The sequence below is a fragment of the Bifidobacterium felsineum genome (genome assembly GCF_002802915.1).
GTDB classification, from domain to species: domain Bacteria; phylum Actinomycetota; class Actinomycetes; order Actinomycetales; family Bifidobacteriaceae; genus Bifidobacterium; species Bifidobacterium felsineum.
In genome coordinates, this window is sequence record NZ_PEBJ01000001.1 from 21,560 (window position 1) to 38,341 (window position 16,782).

Sequence of the window (16,782 nt, forward strand, 5' to 3'; positions counted from 1 at the left end):
GCATCATGGCGGGCGTTTTGCACATGCCATCGCCGCCATAATTGCGGCCAGTGCGATGATATTCGCGCCGGTCGCTTGGGCCGATGATTCCAATTCCGCCAATGACTCAGGTTCGACGCAAACCCAACAGGCGAAAAGTTCGCAATCTAACAGCGGCAAGTCCGCCGAGACGCTGACCATCGCGCAAAGCACACCCATCGTCACCGCATCCTCCGGCTTCCACCTACAGGTGATCGTGACGAACAACAGTGATGCCGACACGCCTGCCGGCACGCTTATGGCGGCGACCAATGCATTGTTCACATTCGCGTCCCGGTCCGATATGCAGTCCTGGGCCGAGAACGGTACGAATATCCCCACACCGAATCCGTTGGGTTCGGTGGATGTTCCAGCCATCACGGCCGGTAACAGCACAACCGTCACACTTGACGTGACCGCCGACCAGCAGGCGCTTGCCGCAATACGCAACTGGGGCCCTAAACCATTGACTATCGCCTATGTTGCAGGCAATACACGGTCCGTCATGCACAGCTTCCTGACCCGTTCTTCCGATGGGCTCAGCACCGCACAAACCCCTGCCATGAACCTGACCGTGGCCATGCCTCTGACTTCCGGAGACTGGCAGACCAACGAGACGGCAATCACCAACCTCATCGAGGAAACCGATTCGGCCGGCTCGTCATCGCAGGCATCCGGCAAGGCACAGGAATCCACGCAATCAAACGGCAACACGAATACCGAAAACGAAGAAAACGAAAACAACGAACCTTTGCTGCTGAGCGCCGAAGGCATCGCCCAGACCAAGGCGCTGGAACAGACCGTGGCCAAGCATCCACGGCTGCAAATCGTTGCCGATCCGCTCTACCTGCAGGAATCCGGCAGCAAGCCGACGGTGGCTGGCATCATGCAGCCAGCCGATTTCGATATCACCTCGTATGCCGCAATCAACAATGCCTCGGCATATACCAATGCCGGAGTCACTGATGCACAGTGGACAGCCGAAAACGCTCGGACCATCTATACAGCGGCCAATAAGACCACTGAAACACCGAGCGCATATGCATGGCAAGGCTCTGCGGATTGGACCATTGACGCGCTGACCAAAGCCCGCGCACAGGGCTATTCCACAGTCATCGCTAGCGCCTCATTCGATAACGAACAAACCGATACCGTGCACACCGGCACCTATGTGGTCAACACCACCGCCGGTGATGTGACGGTGCTCAAGGAACAGTCTGAATTAGGCACATTGGCACATGGACGGGCCACCAGCAAGGAGGCCACCGCCGAAACCAGCGATGCCGGCAGACTGGCTCGTTTGATGGCGCAAAGCGCCTTTTATCAGATGGAGCAGCCGTACACCACGCGTAACCTGCTCGTGACATTCACACGCGCCAACTCCTCCGCCTGGATCGATCAGGTGATGAGCGCTCTCGAGCAGGCATCCTGGCTGAACCTCACGGATTTAAGCACCATGGCGAACACCGACCCCTATCATGTGAGCGACTCGGTGAATCAAAGCGCTGATACACCTGATACTTCCGCCACACAGACGATGTTGAATCAGCTGACCGCCAGTCGCCAAGGCGTTCTGCGGCTTGCCAATTCGATTCTTAAGGATCACGGCACCGAGTCCAAGCAATGGCTTGCCAACCTGCTCACCGTCCATGACGGCATGGCATTGCGCGCGCTCACCGGCGCCGGCCCATCCGACAGCCACCAGCGTATGGCCCAGGCCGCGCAGAGCATGTCCGATACATTGCTGGGCAGTGTGAGCATCACGCCGTCCGAACCGGTTTCCGTGTTCAGTGAATCCGCCAAAATGCCAATCACGGTCAGCAATAAATTGCCCTATGCCGTAAGCGTTAAGGTCAACTCGATTACCAACTCGATGCAGATCGTCACCTCGCGCACCAATGATGTGGTAATCCCTGCCCATAGTGAAGCACAGGTGGCTTTTACCATTCGCGTCTCTACTTCGGGTTCCGCCATTGCTCATGTGTCATTGGCGGATCGCCAGAGCGTGGCGTTCGGCAATACGCAGGACACGACCATTACCAGTGTGCTGCGTATCAGCGACGCCAGCGGTTTCATCATCATCGGCTTCGCTGTGCTCTTGGGACTTGTGGGACTATGGCGCCAATTCAACCGTAAGAAGGATCCGGACGAATGAGTTCTACCGTAGGCCGTAATTCCCTGATCATGGCTTCCGGCACTGCGGCCTCCCGTGTGACCGGTCAGATTCGAACAATTCTGCTGGCTGCCGCTATGGGCACCACAGGTCTTGCCGCAAACGCCTACCAGGCTGGTTCGATGATTCCCCAGGCCATTTTCACGCTGGTGACCGGCGGCATTTTCAACGCTGTGTTGGTGCCGCAGATCGTGCGCACGCTCAAGGAAGAAGATGCCCAGGAACGATTGAATCGACTGATTACGCTGGCCATCGTGATTCTGCTGTCGGTCACGGTTCTGATGGGTGCCGCCTCTCCCCTGCTCACGCGTCTGTACGTTGGCGGTAATGACTCTCAGATGATCGCGCTGACTACCGCATTCACGCTCTGGTGCATGCCACAGATCTTTTTCTATGGACTGTATACGGTACTTGGGCAGATTCTTGCAGCCAAAGATCATTTCACCGCATATGCGTGGAGTTCCACCGGTGCCAATATCATCAGCTGCGCGGGCTTCACCGTCTTCATTCTGTTGTTCGGCAAAGCCAACGAGCAGCCGCTTGATTTTTGGACAGGTGGAAAAATCGCGCTCACTGCCGGCACGTGGACACTGGGAGTGGCATTCCAAGCGCTGGTGCTGTTTATTCCTCTGATGCGTCTCGGATTCAAATACCGCCCGCAGTTCGGATTGACCGGCTTCGGATTGAAAGCCATGGGACCAGTGGCGTTGGGCTCACTGGGTGTGGTTGTCGTCACCGAAATCGCCGGCATTATTCAGACCCGTATCGCCACGCTGGCTCCGATTCGCGCACATGAGATGGTTGGCGCCAGCCTGTTTGATATTGCCGGCAACGCCACCTATCAGAACGCATATACGCTGTTCATTCTGCCGTACTCGTTGATTGCGGTGTCCGTATCCACCGCCATGTTCCCTAAGATCTCCCGATCCATCGCCGAACAGGATTTAGACGAGGCTCGCAATGATCTCATTGGCGCGATGAAAAACGTCACTTTGCTGGTCATGTTCTTCGCCGTAGCCATGATCGTCTACCCTGAGCCAATCATCCGCGCCCTGCTTCCATCGGTTTCCATGAACGAAACGATGCTTATTTCGTACGCATTGATCATATTGTCGATCGGTCTGCCGATAGTATCCGTCAATTTGCTCATCCAGCGCACGTTCTATGCGTTCGAAGACGGTTGGCATCCGTTCCTGTGCAATGTCATTAACTCAGGATGCATGATCATTGTCATGGTGGTCGGTTTGGTTGTGCTTCCGCCACAGTATTGGGTGCTGTCCAATGCTGTGGCTGTTCCGATCGGGTCGGCATTGGCAATTCCCTTGACCTTGCTCATGCTGCGTACAACATTCCATGGATATATTGGATTGAAAACCTACGGCGTGATGGGGCTGAAGACACTGGCGGCAGCAGGTATCGCGGGCATGGTTGTCTGGCTGCTGAAAAATCCGATTGTAAGCCTGTTCAATGCCGATATTCAGCCGGCCAAGCATATGGATGGCAGCTTCTTCCATATGCCAACCCCAGATGCTCCGGCAGTAAATCCCGGCGGGGGCCATATGCCTTGGCTGGCGGCATTGGGCATCTGCATCGTACTGACCATCGTTCTGGGCGTAGTATATGTGGCCGCTCTCTGGCTGCTTCGCACCGAAGAATTAAAGGATCTCGCATCTCCTCTACTCGCGCGATGGGGAGCAAGCCGCACATCTGCTATTCCCCATGCCGAAGATGATGGTTCACCTAGTGAAACACCGCAGGAAATCACTCCTGAGAAGGACTTCTCTCAGGCTATCCCCACAGATAGAATGTCAAAGACAATTCCAAGTAACAACCGTATGGAGTCGGACACACCTATGAAACCGCAACTGGGCGATACCATTCTCAATCGATACACACTGGTGTCATTGTTGCGCGAAGAACCCGGCATCGAAGTGTGGAAGGCCAATGATCGAATTCTGGCCAAAGACTGCCAGCTGTATTTGGTCTCCAACCAAGAGCAACTGACCACGATTAATGAGATCGCTGGAACGATTACCGCTACGCGCCCCGAACATTTCGTCCCGGTGCTGAAATACCGCAGGCAGGACGATGTGCTGCTGGTCATTACGCCTGTTGACAGCGGCAAGTCATTGACCGAATACCTGGCCGGTAAGGCCACATCTCCTCTGAGCTACAATGCGATGCGCTCAATCATCGGCGAATTGGCGGAAGCAGTTCGTCCGATGCTGTTCGGCGTCACCAGCCGTATTGTGCTCAACACCGATACGGTTCGCGTCACCAATAAGGGCATCGAGATCACAGATGCCCCGTTCTCCCCGTTGCTTGCCGATACATCCGGCACCACTGTTGATGATGACGGATCGGAGCGCCATGCTGTGCGCCAGCTTGCCGCTCTGCTGTATGCCATGCTCTTGCGTGAACGCAGCCACAAGAACACGACGTTCAGCCTTGCTGCACTGCCGCAGGACACTCCGGGTGAATTCCAAGTCATCTGCAAGCGTGGGCTTGAACTGTTCGATGATGATGACCTCACATTGCCTATGGCCTCTCTGGCCGAACTGGATGCTCTTCTAGGCGATTGGAAGCCTTTGCAGGAGCTTGATGAGACTGATATCGCATTGCCGATCACCGCGGGCGAATGCTCCATTGTTCGCGCGCAGTTCGGCGATATCAACACCAATGCTGAATTCGCCACCGTCCCTGATTCCCTGATTACCAGCAAGCAACTACCTGAGTTGGCTATTACACAGGCCGGACCGGTAGTTGACAAACCTGGTCAGGATGGCACCGATGATCCGGGCCGTCACCTGTTCGACTTCAAATTCTCCGATGCTTGGAATGCTGAAAATCTTTCCGGCGATGACACTGCTGACTGGTTCAATGATTTGAACGCTGGTGTCGCAGGCACATTTACCGGCAATTCCCATCCGACTATGCCAATTGCCGATCCCGCCGGCGAAACTACAAGTCGAATTCCGGTATACGATGCCGGCGGACGTGAAATCCAGCCCGGTGAGGAGTCTTTGCGCGCCTTGGAGGAAGAGCAGGCTCGTATTGCGGAAGTGGCAGCAGTACCGCCGAGCTATGATCCGAAGAATCCACCGGTCAAGGGTGGCTCCGAAGACGATCACCTGCCCAACGAAAACCTGTTCGGCAGTTTCACCACCAAGGTGGTGGCACTTATCGTAGCCCTTGTGGTGGTGGTCGCCGCTGGTTTCTGGGCCTGGAGCGCATTCCAGAAGAGCGGCGTCGATCCCGCGGATGCAACCGATACGACCCAATCCGCCAATGGCGAATGGCCGGATGTGAACATGAACGAGGTACCGTTCGGCGATCAGAATCCGTCCAGCGCTGATTCCTCAAACTCGTCTGACACATCGGCGAATTCATCTGATTCTTCCAATGCTGCGCAATCTGGCAATTCCAACGACGCTTCGTCTTCATCTTCGTCGGATGCGAACAAATCGGATTCGTCTTCATCCTCCAGCACTGAGAAGTCTCAGAAAAAGCCCACTGTAAAGAAGGTTGTGGAGGATCGTTCAGTTAAGTCCGTGCCAAAGCCGCATGTGACCAATACCACGGCTTATACGATTTCCAACGCAAACTTCGTATCCAACCCCGGCGGTCAGTCTGGCTACGGATACACGCTGCATCTTGATCAGCCACACGATGTGTCTCGCATGATCATCTCCATCCGCAGCTCGGGCGGCAAGGGTTATATCCGTGCCAACACCACCGGTAACCCATCCGAAGGTGAGGAGATGGCGTCCTTCACCTTTGCTGAGGGCGGCACTACTGAAGTGAAGTTCAGCAAGTCCGTCACCACGCAGGACCTGATGCTCTGGGTGCCGATGGGTAGCCTGCCTCAAAACCAGCTCTACATCGTTAAAGTAGAAGTCTTCTGACCTCTGCCAATACATCGAAGTTATTGCCCTCCCATCGCGGAGGGCAATTGTTATTGGGCTGGCTTCTTGTGAGAGGAAACCAAGCACACTATTGTCGCACTATTGCTTTGGGCCGAAATGCAGGGAGGCTGACGTCTCTCACCCGTATGATGAAGAATCTAAGATACATAACGACTTGATAATCATGTTAGGGAGAGACTATGGCACACAACGTAATCATTATCGGATCTGGCCCAGCCGGCTATACTGCGGCTATTTACCTGGGCCGCGCAGGCCTTGACCCGGTGATGGTCACCGGTGCGCTTACTCCAGGCGGGCAGTTGGTGAACACGACCGAGGTGGAGAATTTCCCCGGTTTCCCCGACGGCATCATGGGCCCGGAGCTCATGGATAACATGCGCGCGCAGGCCAAGCGATTCGGCACCGAATTCATTGCTGATGATGTGACCGCCATTGAATCAGCAGGTTCGGATGATGCACCGCTGTATCGTTTGGCATTGTCCGATGGCGAGACGCTGGAAACCCGCGCGGTCATCATCACCACCGGATCCAACTTCCGTAAGCTTGGTGTGCCGGGCGAAGTGGAGCTCTCCGGCCACGGTGTCTCCTATTGCGCCACTTGCGATGGCTTCTTCTTCCGCGATAAACCGATCGTGGTGGTGGGCGGTGGCGATTCCGCATTCGAGGAGGCTCTGTTCCTCACCCGTTTCGGCTCTTCGGTCACCCTGATTCATCGCCGCGATGAGTTCCGTGCTTCCCAGATCATGGTTGATCGAGCCAAGGAGAATCCGAAGCTGACATTGCTGACCAACACCGTGGTCACTGAAATTCATGGCACGGAAACCGCACCTGCCGCGCCCGCCGCTCCTGCGCTGAACCTTGGCGGCTTGGCTTTGAAGCCGAAGCCACAGGTGAACGTGAGCAGCGTATCACTTAAAAACACCGTGACTGGGGAGACCAGCGAGCTGGAAACCGCTGCGGTATTCGTGGCAATTGGTCACACACCAGCCACCGATTTTGCCGCCTCTGTGGCCTCTCGCGATGAGGATGGGTACATTATCGTGGATGGCGCCAGCACGCGCACCAGCACCCCGGGAATCTTCGCTGCGGGCGACTGCGTGGATTGCGTCTACCGTCAAGCCATCAGTGCCGCCGGCATGGGCTGCCGCGCCGCCCTTGATGCGCAGGAGTACCTGAGCGAGTAACGCAATACCGCAATACTCCAGCGTGCGCTTGCCGATCGAATCCTCACGTGGTGCACGGTAGATGAGGAATGCCTTGCCAGCGGCATTGAGATAATTGGCAATGGTCTCAGCTGATACTTTGCGCTGCTCGCTTTTCATGTATGCAGCGATATTGGCGGCGGTAATCAGATGCCCTTCCTCGCCGATAACATACCGGATGACCCGTTCCAAGGCATCACTATCGCGGATGCCTGCATGGCGAACCACATCCTTGAACAGGATCGTGGAGAACAGGTCATCGAGGTAGCTCAACGAAGCGGCTTCATCGAATGCCAGATCGGTTTGGAAAGGGAAACCACCCTGATTCACATACTTGCGGAACGGCGTGCGCCCACCAGCACTTTGATGATGTTCTTGCCGATGAATGGCCGAATCTGATTCATATAAAGGGTCGCTCAATCATGGCAAGCTCCTTTCTGGAGCGATAAAAAAATCAGTTATACCCGATTCTCAAGCTCCGCTATCTGCCCATATGCGGGAACCCGAGATGCACCCATTACAAATGGCTGTATCGCGTGCCCTCTATACCACCGACGCAAACATCCTGACGAATGAATTCGAATGATGCCTTGATTGTTGAATTGGAATAATTCAGATTCAACAATCAAGGCATCATTCGAATTTACGAGACTAACCCGATGCTAATAATTCCATCGTCATTCAGACAAGGGTGGCAACCCAGAGGAATACTGCTGCGACGACGAACAGAATGCCAAATGCTTTCAGTCCGACCTTCAGCCATTTTCCGAAACTGATGCCTGCTACGGACAGGCCGGCGAGAAGCACGCCACCGGTCGGATTGATGATATTCATCAGACCGTTGCCGAACTGGTTGCTCAGTACGATGACATCGCGATTGATGTTCACCAGATCGGCAAGCGGGCCCATGACCGGCATAGTCAAGGCGGCGGAGCCGGAAGAGGACGGCACGAACAGGGTGATGAATGCTTGGACGGCCAGCAGAATCGTGGTGAAGAGGGCCTTGGGGAGACCGCCGAGGAGTCCCGCCAGGCCGTTGAGAATGGTGTCGATAATCATGCCGTTCTGCAGGATGACGAGAATGCTGTTGGCCAATCCGATGATTACCGCGGCATATACGAAGTCGGCGCAACCGGAGACAAACGCCTCGCAGATATCGTTGACGCTGAATCGGGCGATAATGCCGATAATGAGACCCATCGCCAGGAACAATGCACCGATTTCGGTCATGTACCAGCCTTGGGTAACGATACCGTACACCATCACGGCCAGACCGAGAATGAACACGGTGATAATGGCCTTGTCCTTGCCGGTGAAGTGTTCCTTGCCGGCGTCTTCGATAGTGTTCTCACCATTCTTGCCGAACAGCTTGGCTCGCAGCACCAGATCGGAATCATAGACGACGGAGGATTCGGGGTTCTTGCGCACCTTGAATGCGTAACGCATGGTGAAGGCAATGGCGATAATCGTGAACACGGCCCAGTAGATGAGTCGGAGCCATAGCAGCGGGTTGCCGTGCACATCGCCGATGCCTTGGGCGATCAGCACGTTGAACGGATTGATGGTGGATCCGATGTAGCCAACCTGGCTGGCGAGGAAAAGCGTAAGAATGGCGGTCATGGAATCGAATCCCATAGACAGCATGAATGTGATGAAGATGATGAACAGAGGAATCAGTTCCTCGCTCATGCCGTAGGTAGAGCCGCCAAGGCTGACGAGGATCATCATCAGAGGAATCACCAGGATGCCTTTGGTGCCGAGGAAATCGGCCAATGCGCGCAAACCGCGGTCGATGGCTCCGGTTTTCAGGATGATTCCGAATGCTCCACCGAGGATAAGCACGAAGGCGATTACTTCCACGGCGGCGATGATGCCGTTGCCGGGAGCTTCAAGAATCGATCCTAATCCTTGACGGTAATCGGTGCCGTCTTCGGCTATTTTGGCGATTTGATGATATGTGCCTGGCACCACGACAGTGCGTTCACTGCCATCTACCGTCACTGTTTTAGTGTCGTACTGCCCGCTGGGCACGATCCAGGTCAGAACGGCGCAGATGATGATCAGGAAGAACAGCAGCGCATAGCTATGGGGGAATCCGATTTTCTTAATACGGTCGAGGAGTTTCATGGTTTGCCTCTTTGCAAATAATTGGATGAATCATATGGAATGAGAGAACGGTTATGCCTGGTATGCGGATCGTCCGTCAATATAGGTTTCCAGCACCTTGGCTTCTCGCAATTCATCATCGCTGGCGCTGATGAGGTCGCGATCGAAGATTACGAATGTAGCGATGGATCCACGTCGGAGCACGCGTCCTTCACCACTGCCAGGCAGGAAGGCACCTGACGGTTTGCCCTGAAGCGTCTCGGAAGGTTCACTGCTGCCGCCTCTGGTCCATGAATGAAGCAATGCGTTCTGGCTCATTGCGTATTCGGGGAACCATCGTTCCGTTCCGCTGTCGAATCGACGGCGGCTCGCGCGTAGCAACGATTCAGGCACGCTGGCCACAAATAGGGGACAATCCGTGCCGCTGGTAATTGCCACATTATTGTCGGTCAGATGGGTGTAATGGAAAAACGCTTGCCCATCTTCTCCGGTGATGGTGGTGGGCATGTACGCATCGGTCAATGATGGGTTCAGTCCAAGAATTTGCGGGTAGATCTCCGCTGTGATTCCTGCCTGAGCCATGACTTGCGCAGCATGGTCGGTAACCATTTCCATATCGCTGATGGAATGACGTACCTGAGGGTTCATGTGCCGTGCGAGTAGTTCGGCGGAACGTTCGATGGCTTTATCGCCTTCGGCAGTCAGGCAGCAGGAGATGCCGTGCTCGGACAGATATGCCACTTCGGCCTCGATTGCGTCATAGTCGATATGTGCCGGCTTGGCACCATTCGCATATGTCCCACGAATATCACCAGTACCGTCCGCGACAACGCCATCCACCATGATTTTCACGCCGCCGAATCGTGTACGCGGGCCGAAGGAACGGTACCGGTACCGTGGGATCACTGTTGTATCAAGTCGATGTGCCACCGGTTCGATGGTCATCGTCACGTCAAGTTGCTTGTCTCGAATCGGCAGGTGGACGTCGCAATCGTCGAACACGATGTCCTTGCATGAGACGACGCCGCGGGAAAGCAGCAATTGTTCGAATTGCCGCCATGAGGAGCGAACCAGTTCGCTGTCATGGCACATTTCCCGAATCAGGCGGACACGGGTTTCCGCAGAAAGTTGCGTCTCCGTAAACCCGTATCGTTCCACAGCGGCATTGTTCATCCAGTAGCGGCTACGTGCATCATCGATAGCGGTAATGGGAACGGTGGCAGACACCGCGTCCAAAAGCTCTCGTTCCGGATCAGCGCCCCAAGCCTCACGATTCCAACCGTGCGCGTATACAGGATGATGAGGATTAGCCTCAAGTCTGGCTGCTATGACATCCACCGCTTCATCGGCATTCTTCGCCTTCGACAGATCAATGCCGGCGTTGGCGGCCATCCATCCGGAGAAGAACACATGGTTATCATGCAGACCAGGCATGATCAAATGATCGTCATGCTGAATCAGCTTTGTATGTGAATCATCAATCGGACCATAATCCCATCCATGCTCCACACGGGCAATGAATGGACCGCGGAATTCGATGAAGCCCTGAAATGGATCCGCTCCCGTCCCGTCAAAGATATGACGAGACCTAATGATTGTTTTCATGGGATTTCCTTTGAGGAAAAAGCCGTGGAAGAAGCATACTCAACCTGCTGTTAGCTCGGTTGCCGTGTCGCCTTATTCGGCACAAGGCATGGCTTGCGCTAGGCCTTGCGTGATATATCGCGAAAACCGACAGTAGCGTCCCTGATTAGAGGGTGAAGGTATACAACTCCCCTAGATAAAACTGGTGACCAACATGTACAGGTCGGTCATCCTGATCGCAAATCAGTGTTCTGATTTCGAAGAAAGGCGTGCCCACAACCACATTCATGCGCTTTGCGAGTTCGGCATCAGCCAGTGCCATGCTGAGCGTCGTGGTCTTGGGATTAATGGGCCGGATGCCATGCTCTTCGGAGAGCAGTCGGTATAGTGAACCACTTAAATCCGCGTGTTCGAGAAAAGCGAATCGTTGAGCTGGGAAATAATTGTTCTCCAGCATGATCGGAATGTCATCGCCTTTGCGCACCCGCTGTATGTACAGCACGTCATCGCCTGCAGCGAGATCGAGCTTATCGGCAAGATTCGCGTCGGCTGGAATGATTGTTCGTTCCAGCACTTCGCTTGATGCATGGTATCCAGCACGTTCCAGGCTTTCGGTGAAGCCCATCACATATTCGATCTTTCGATCGATGACGTGACGGCGCACGAAAGTACCCTTGCCTTGTTTCTTGATCAGATAGCCTTCGTCCACCAATTCCTTGATGGCTTTGCGGACGGTGATACGTGATACGCCGTAACGGTCTCCCAGTTCCGGTTCTGCGGGGATGCGTTCGCCTGACGCGTATTTGCCGGAAGCTATGTCGGAAAGCAGTGATGCTTTAAGCTGTGCGTACATGGGTATGCGTGCGTCATCTTGCAGCATCATGGTGCTCCTTTCCTTCAAACTCCTTTGTGGCTTAATCGTATACCGAATTTCGTCCAGCCTGTTGCCGGCTAGCCGTTAGTCAATGGGCGTTCCAAAGCCGAACGACCCATCGAGCTGTACGGCTTGGGCGGCAAACTGCTGACCGGCCACCAGGCTTTCCTCGACATCCTTTCCTTCAAGAACATGCGCGAGCAGGAATGCGGTGAGGAATGAGTCGCCTGCAGCCATGGTGTCCACTGCTTCGACCACGTGTGGCTCAAGCTCATGGAATGATTCGCCATCGTAGACCACGGTAGATTGGGAGCCTCGTGTTGCGACCAGCAGCTTGTTGGGCTCGCGGTACAGACTGCGTAGCAGGACCTTGACCTGATTCACGGGCATGCCGCTCAATGAGAAGAAACCGTACTGCACATATTGAAGGGCGGCGTCGATGGTGCTGGTTTCGAACTCGTCGGAGAAATCATAGGAAATCGGAATGCCCATGGTGGAGATCTCGGGCAGTAGATGGTCTGCATTGCCCCAGATGCCCATGTGGATTAGAGAGAATCCGCTGATGTAGGCCAAATCATCCGCATCCGCTTCAACGGGCTCGATGCCGGCAATGCCGCCTTCGTTGCTTCCGATGAATACGCGGTCGCCGTCTACGATGTTCACCTTGGCGCAGCCGTTCTCGCCATGCTTTATCTGGCAGTGGCTGCGATCAATGCCCAAGGCATCGATGCTGCGCTGTACGTGTGCGGCGTTGGCGTCATCGCCGAATACGCCCATGAAGGCGGCGTCATACCCAAGTTTCTTGGCGAATGCGGCGAAGTTCAGCGCATTGCCTCCCGGGTACATGACGTTAAGGTTGACGTACTGGTCAACGACCTGGTCGCCAAGGCCCAATACCTTGCTGTTGCTCATCGTTGGATCCTCTCAGTACTCGACCTTGCCCATGTATCGGCGGACGTCGAGATCATGGTTGTGGACCACGGACAGGGCGTAACGGTACTTGCTCAGTACGCTGTAGAACAGGATTGGGTTGAAGTATTCGCTGACCGCATCGTCGATGAGGTCGAGTCCGAGTTCCTTGGCGTCGACGATTTCGACTTTCTTCGCGTACTTGTCGAGGAAGGTGAGCACGCGGTCATCGAGTTCCCGGGTGCGGCCAAGGCCTCGGGCCACGATGAACGGGGTGTCTTCATCGGTGACTTCGAATGGGCCGTGGAAGAATTCGCCGGAGTGGATCGGAGCGGCGTCCAGCCACTGCATCTCCATGAGCGAGCAAATGGAGAATCCATAGGCATGGCCATATGACGCGCCCGAGGCGAGCACGTAGAACATGGTCTCGTTCTTGTACTTGTCGGCAAATTCCTTGGTGCGGGGCTCCACCTGCTTCTCGGCGTTGGCCACCACGGTGTCAATGATGTCCATACCCTTACGGAAGGCTTCAATATGGGCGTACCCTTCAAGCTTGTCCACCAGATTGATGGTCAGGTCAAGCATGATGGCCATCGGGTTGTTATGCACGCGGGTTTCATCGCCCCACTCATAGACGAAGGAGTAATCGGACTCATCGAGCAGCTTGGCCTCCTTGTTGTAGGTCAGGCCGACCGTCTGAGCCCCGGCTTTTCGAGCCAGTGCGGCGGCTGCCACGGTCTCCGGCGTATTGCCGCTGTGGGAGCACAGGATGACCACTGACGTGGCGCCCAGACGCTTTGGCGCGGCATGCACAAATTCATTGGCGGTGTACCAGCCGCTGGTAATGCCGACGGACTCGGTGCGCACAAAGAAATCGGATACATACATGTCAACCAGCGAGCCACCGCAGGCGACGTAGTAGATTTCGCTCACCTTGCCGCCATTGCGTTCGATGATCTGCTCAACTGTAGGGACGACGTTCATGGATAACCTCCTTGTTAACTCGCATGACGTTTCATAACGTCATGTTTATTAATATAACGTTATATGACGTTTTATACAAGGCGGCGTGTCTTTCATGCCTTTACAGAATGCCGTAATTACCAAGAAATACATTGAGCTGTTCGTAAACCGCTCTTAACACGTTTTATTAGACCTCTTTACATACGGCTCTTATCCTTTGGGACAAAGGTTCGCCTCTCAAAGCCCAAACCTTGGATTCGAGTTTCTTCTCCATCTGGAGCCGAATCCACGGGTGATGAGTATCGCAATAGACAATATTCATTGACTAAAGGGGCCATCATGTCCATATCCGTCAGCACAGGTGTACCTACCTCGCATGCCCACCAATCCAGCAAGGAATTCGGACTGGAAATCATCGAACCTCAGCAACGCACCGTTTCCAACTGGGACTCGTTCGCTACTTGGGTTGCCGCAAACGCCAATAACGGAACCTGGTACATCGGCGGCGTCATTGCCGTTTGCGGCTTCGCCGGCGCAATATCTCGACTGGCTATCTCCTCGATTCTCGCGTACATCTTCCTGATGCTCATCGGCTACATGGGCTACAAGGTGGGAGCGACCACCATGGGATGCGCGCGTGCGGCTTTCGGGGTTCGAGGCAGCTATGTTCCATCCATAGTCAATATGGTTCAGTACGTCGGCTGGACAGCGGTGAATACATTCATCGCCGCCACCTCCGTAAGCTTTCTACTCGCCGAATTATTCGACTGGCCCGTATACGGGCAGCCAGGAGGCCTAAAAGGACTTATCGTCGGCATTGTGGTGATGAGCGTTCTCCACATCATCAGCGTCTCCACCGGTGCCCGGTCAGTGCAGCTGATTGAAAGAATCGGCATCGTTCTCGTTGCGTTCTTCGCCATCTGGGAAACCATCGTGGTATTCCAACATGTCTCTTTCACCCAGATTATGCAGTGGAAGCCCGCCGCTACCCTATCCGTTCCCTCAGGAAGCATCATCGACTCCCTGGCGGCATTCAACATGGGATGGGTCACCTGCGCCGCGGATTTCACTCGATTCAGTAAGCACAGGAGCGGATCGACCGCAGTACCATTTATCGGCGCTTTGCTCGGTGTATTCTGGTTCGCTTTTGTCGGCTTGACCGCCACTATTAGCATCGCCGTGACCACCGGCGTATACGATGCCAATAATTCCGACCCCAGCACCATCGCCAGCAAACTTGGACTTGGATCCATCGCACTTATCGTCGTGATCCTTACGAGCATGACAGCGAACGCCGTAAACCTTATGGCCGCAGGATCGTCGCTCACCAACATCGTCACCAAGCTCCGTCTGACGCCATCGCTATGGATCGTAACCATCGCCGCCACCCTAATGACGTTCATCCCCGTCATCATGATCATTGACTTCTACCTGAGGCACCAGGCCACATACCACGCTTCCGAACTCACCGCACGAAACGGATCATTCTGGTACCGCAACGGAGTGAACTGGATCGCCATTGGCTGCTGGGCTTTCGGCATCGCGCTGTTCCTGCTCTTGCAACAGATTCCGCTTCTTACCGAAACGGTAGGAGTGACCTTCATCAATATGGCAGTGGTTGGCGTCGTGTATTGGCTGCTCATGCGCATCATCCCCACTTCCCAGCGGTAAATAACTCTCGCGTTTATCCAACATCAATTACGGAAAACAGAAACATCATGCTTATCACCTCAGTACATGTGAATAACTCAGACACTCTCCAAGATGTACGAATCACTGACGGAGTGTTCTCGGAAATCGGAACCTCGCTGACCACCCACCATGAAGAGCAAGTCATCAACGGCAACGGAAAACTTCTGCTACCGCCATTCGTGGATCCTCACATCCATCTTGATTCCACCCAAACCGCCGGGCAGGTGGAATGGAACGAATCCGGAACCTTGTTCGACGGCATACGCATCTGGGCGGAAAGGAAAAAGACGCTTACCGTCGACGACGTAAAAGAACGCGCCAAAGCCACCATACGCAGACAAGTGCAGCACGGCGTGCAGCTCATCCGCACACACGCCGACGTGACCGACACCTCATTCACCGCACTGCATGCACTACTTGAATTACGAGACGAAATGAAAGACGTTGTGGATATACAAGTAGTCGCTTTCCCCCAAGACGGCATTCTCTCATTCCCACACGGAAAAGAAATCATGGAGGAAGCCGCCAAGGAGGGCGTGGATGTAATCGGAGGCATTCCCCATTTCGAATTCACACGTCAATATGGGGTCGAATCCGTACACTTCATCTTCAAGCTCGCCGAAAAATACGACAGGCTCATCGATGCCCATTGCGACGAAATCGACGACCCCGCCTCACGCAACCTTGAAGTGATGGCCACATTAGCGTTGGAAACAGGTATGGCTGATCGCGTCACGGCAAGTCACACCACGGCCATGGGCTCATACAACGACGCCTACGCGTACAAACTCATGCGACTACTGAATATGTCCGGCATCAACATCATCAGCAATCCTCTAGTCAACGTGCATCTCGGCGGACGTTTCGATTCCTATCCGAAGCGCAGAGCCGTGACAAGAATCCGGCAGCTACTCAACAATGGTGTCAACGTCGCCTTGGGTGAAGACGCCGTTCGTGACCCATGGAATCCACTTGGCGATGGCAATATGCTGGATGTGGACATGATGGCCGTATATATCGAACACATGATGGGCTACTCGGAAATCCAGAATTCCTTCAAACTCATTACCGAAAACGGTGCACGCGCCATGCATATGACCGACCGGTACGGAATCGAAATTGGCAAGCCAGGCAACTGCATCATGCTAGACGCACCTGATTTTTATCAGGCACTAAATACGCATGCCACCGTGCTGTACAACATCCGCAAAGGTGCAATATTATGCAGCAACAAACCAGGAAGTGCAACAATTTCAGAATCCTTGTTGTAGTAATTGACCAGGTACTCAGTACAGTCAAACCCAAGGAAACCAATCAGTAGTGTTGCCTCTTCCC

The 16,782-nt window shown here is 54.4% G+C and carries 11 protein-coding genes and 1 pseudogene; 6 read left to right on the forward strand and 6 right to left on the reverse strand.

Translation table 11 applies throughout. From position 1 onward, the window contains the following. Window positions 1-55 precede the first annotated feature (55 nt). From CSQ86_RS00075 to CSQ86_RS00085, 3 genes are all read left to right on the forward strand, one after another. The gene (locus CSQ86_RS00075) at window positions 56-2,173 is read left to right on the forward strand and encodes a DUF6049 family protein (RefSeq protein ID WP_100493694.1); all 2,118 of its coding nucleotides are present in this window, start codon (window positions 56-58) and stop codon (window positions 2,171-2,173) included. Then, window positions 2,170-6,096, forward strand: coding sequence for a lipid II flippase MurJ (locus CSQ86_RS00080; protein WP_100493154.1), 3,927 nt, complete (start codon window positions 2,170-2,172; stop codon window positions 6,094-6,096). Before CSQ86_RS00075 ends, CSQ86_RS00080 begins: the two co-directional genes overlap by 4 nt. 200 nt (window positions 6,097-6,296) lie before the next feature. After that, a complete protein-coding gene (locus CSQ86_RS00085; protein ID WP_100493155.1) occupies window positions 6,297-7,301 on the forward strand; it encodes an NAD(P)/FAD-dependent oxidoreductase in 1,005 nt (334 codons plus the stop codon). A 102-nt stretch (window positions 7,302-7,403) separates the two neighbouring features. On the opposite strand, the pseudogene CSQ86_RS10040 reads toward CSQ86_RS00085, so the two are convergent. Then, window positions 7,404-7,511 (reverse strand): annotated as a pseudogene (locus tag CSQ86_RS10040) (hypothetical protein); the annotation flags it as partial. On the opposite strand from CSQ86_RS10040, the gene CSQ86_RS00090 reads away from it, so the two are divergent. Next, window positions 7,470-7,718: a hypothetical protein gene (locus CSQ86_RS00090; RefSeq protein WP_100493156.1), complete on the forward strand. Its 249-nt coding sequence runs from the start codon at window positions 7,470-7,472 to the stop codon at window positions 7,716-7,718. The pseudogene CSQ86_RS10040 and the gene CSQ86_RS00090 sit on opposite strands and share 42 nt — an antisense overlap. 282 nt (window positions 7,719-8,000) lie before the next feature. Here CSQ86_RS00090 and CSQ86_RS00095 read toward each other — a convergent pair whose 3' ends face one another. The 5 genes from CSQ86_RS00095 to CSQ86_RS00115 all read right to left on the reverse strand — a co-directional run bounded on the left by CSQ86_RS00095 (window position 8,001) and on the right by CSQ86_RS00115 (window position 13,776). After that, complete coding sequence (locus CSQ86_RS00095; RefSeq protein ID WP_100493157.1) at window positions 8,001-9,446, reverse strand: YfcC family protein; 1,446 nt, start codon at window positions 9,444-9,446, stop codon at window positions 8,001-8,003. 51 nt (window positions 9,447-9,497) lie between these two features. Then, window positions 9,498-11,030 (reverse strand): amidohydrolase family protein, encoded by a 1,533-nt coding sequence (locus CSQ86_RS00100; RefSeq protein ID WP_100493158.1) that lies wholly within the window; start codon window positions 11,028-11,030, stop codon window positions 9,498-9,500. A gap of 145 nt (window positions 11,031-11,175) precedes the next feature. Beyond that, a complete protein-coding gene (locus tag CSQ86_RS00105) occupies window positions 11,176-11,892 on the reverse strand; it encodes a GntR family transcriptional regulator (protein ID WP_207761532.1) in 717 nt (238 codons plus the stop codon). A 75-nt stretch (window positions 11,893-11,967) separates the two neighbouring features. After that, window positions 11,968-12,795: a PfkB family carbohydrate kinase gene (locus tag CSQ86_RS00110; protein ID WP_100493159.1), complete on the reverse strand. Its 828-nt coding sequence runs from the start codon at window positions 12,793-12,795 to the stop codon at window positions 11,968-11,970. Window positions 12,796-12,807: 12 nt separating this feature from the next. Beyond that, window positions 12,808-13,776, reverse strand: coding sequence for an SIS domain-containing protein (locus tag CSQ86_RS00115; protein ID WP_100493160.1), 969 nt, complete (start codon window positions 13,774-13,776; stop codon window positions 12,808-12,810). Between the two features lie 318 nt (window positions 13,777-14,094). Here CSQ86_RS00115 and CSQ86_RS00120 point away from each other — a divergent pair, with 318 nt between their 5' ends. Beyond that, window positions 14,095-15,426, forward strand: a complete 1,332-nt coding sequence (locus tag CSQ86_RS00120) for a cytosine permease (RefSeq protein ID WP_100493161.1) — start codon at window positions 14,095-14,097, stop codon at window positions 15,424-15,426. Beyond that, on the forward strand, window positions 15,387-16,718 hold the full coding sequence (codA, locus tag CSQ86_RS00125; RefSeq protein ID WP_207761533.1) for a cytosine deaminase: 1,332 nt from the start codon (window positions 15,387-15,389) through the stop codon (window positions 16,716-16,718). The genes CSQ86_RS00120 and codA overlap by 40 nt, the downstream gene beginning before the upstream one ends. Window positions 16,719-16,782: the final 64 nt, after the last annotated feature.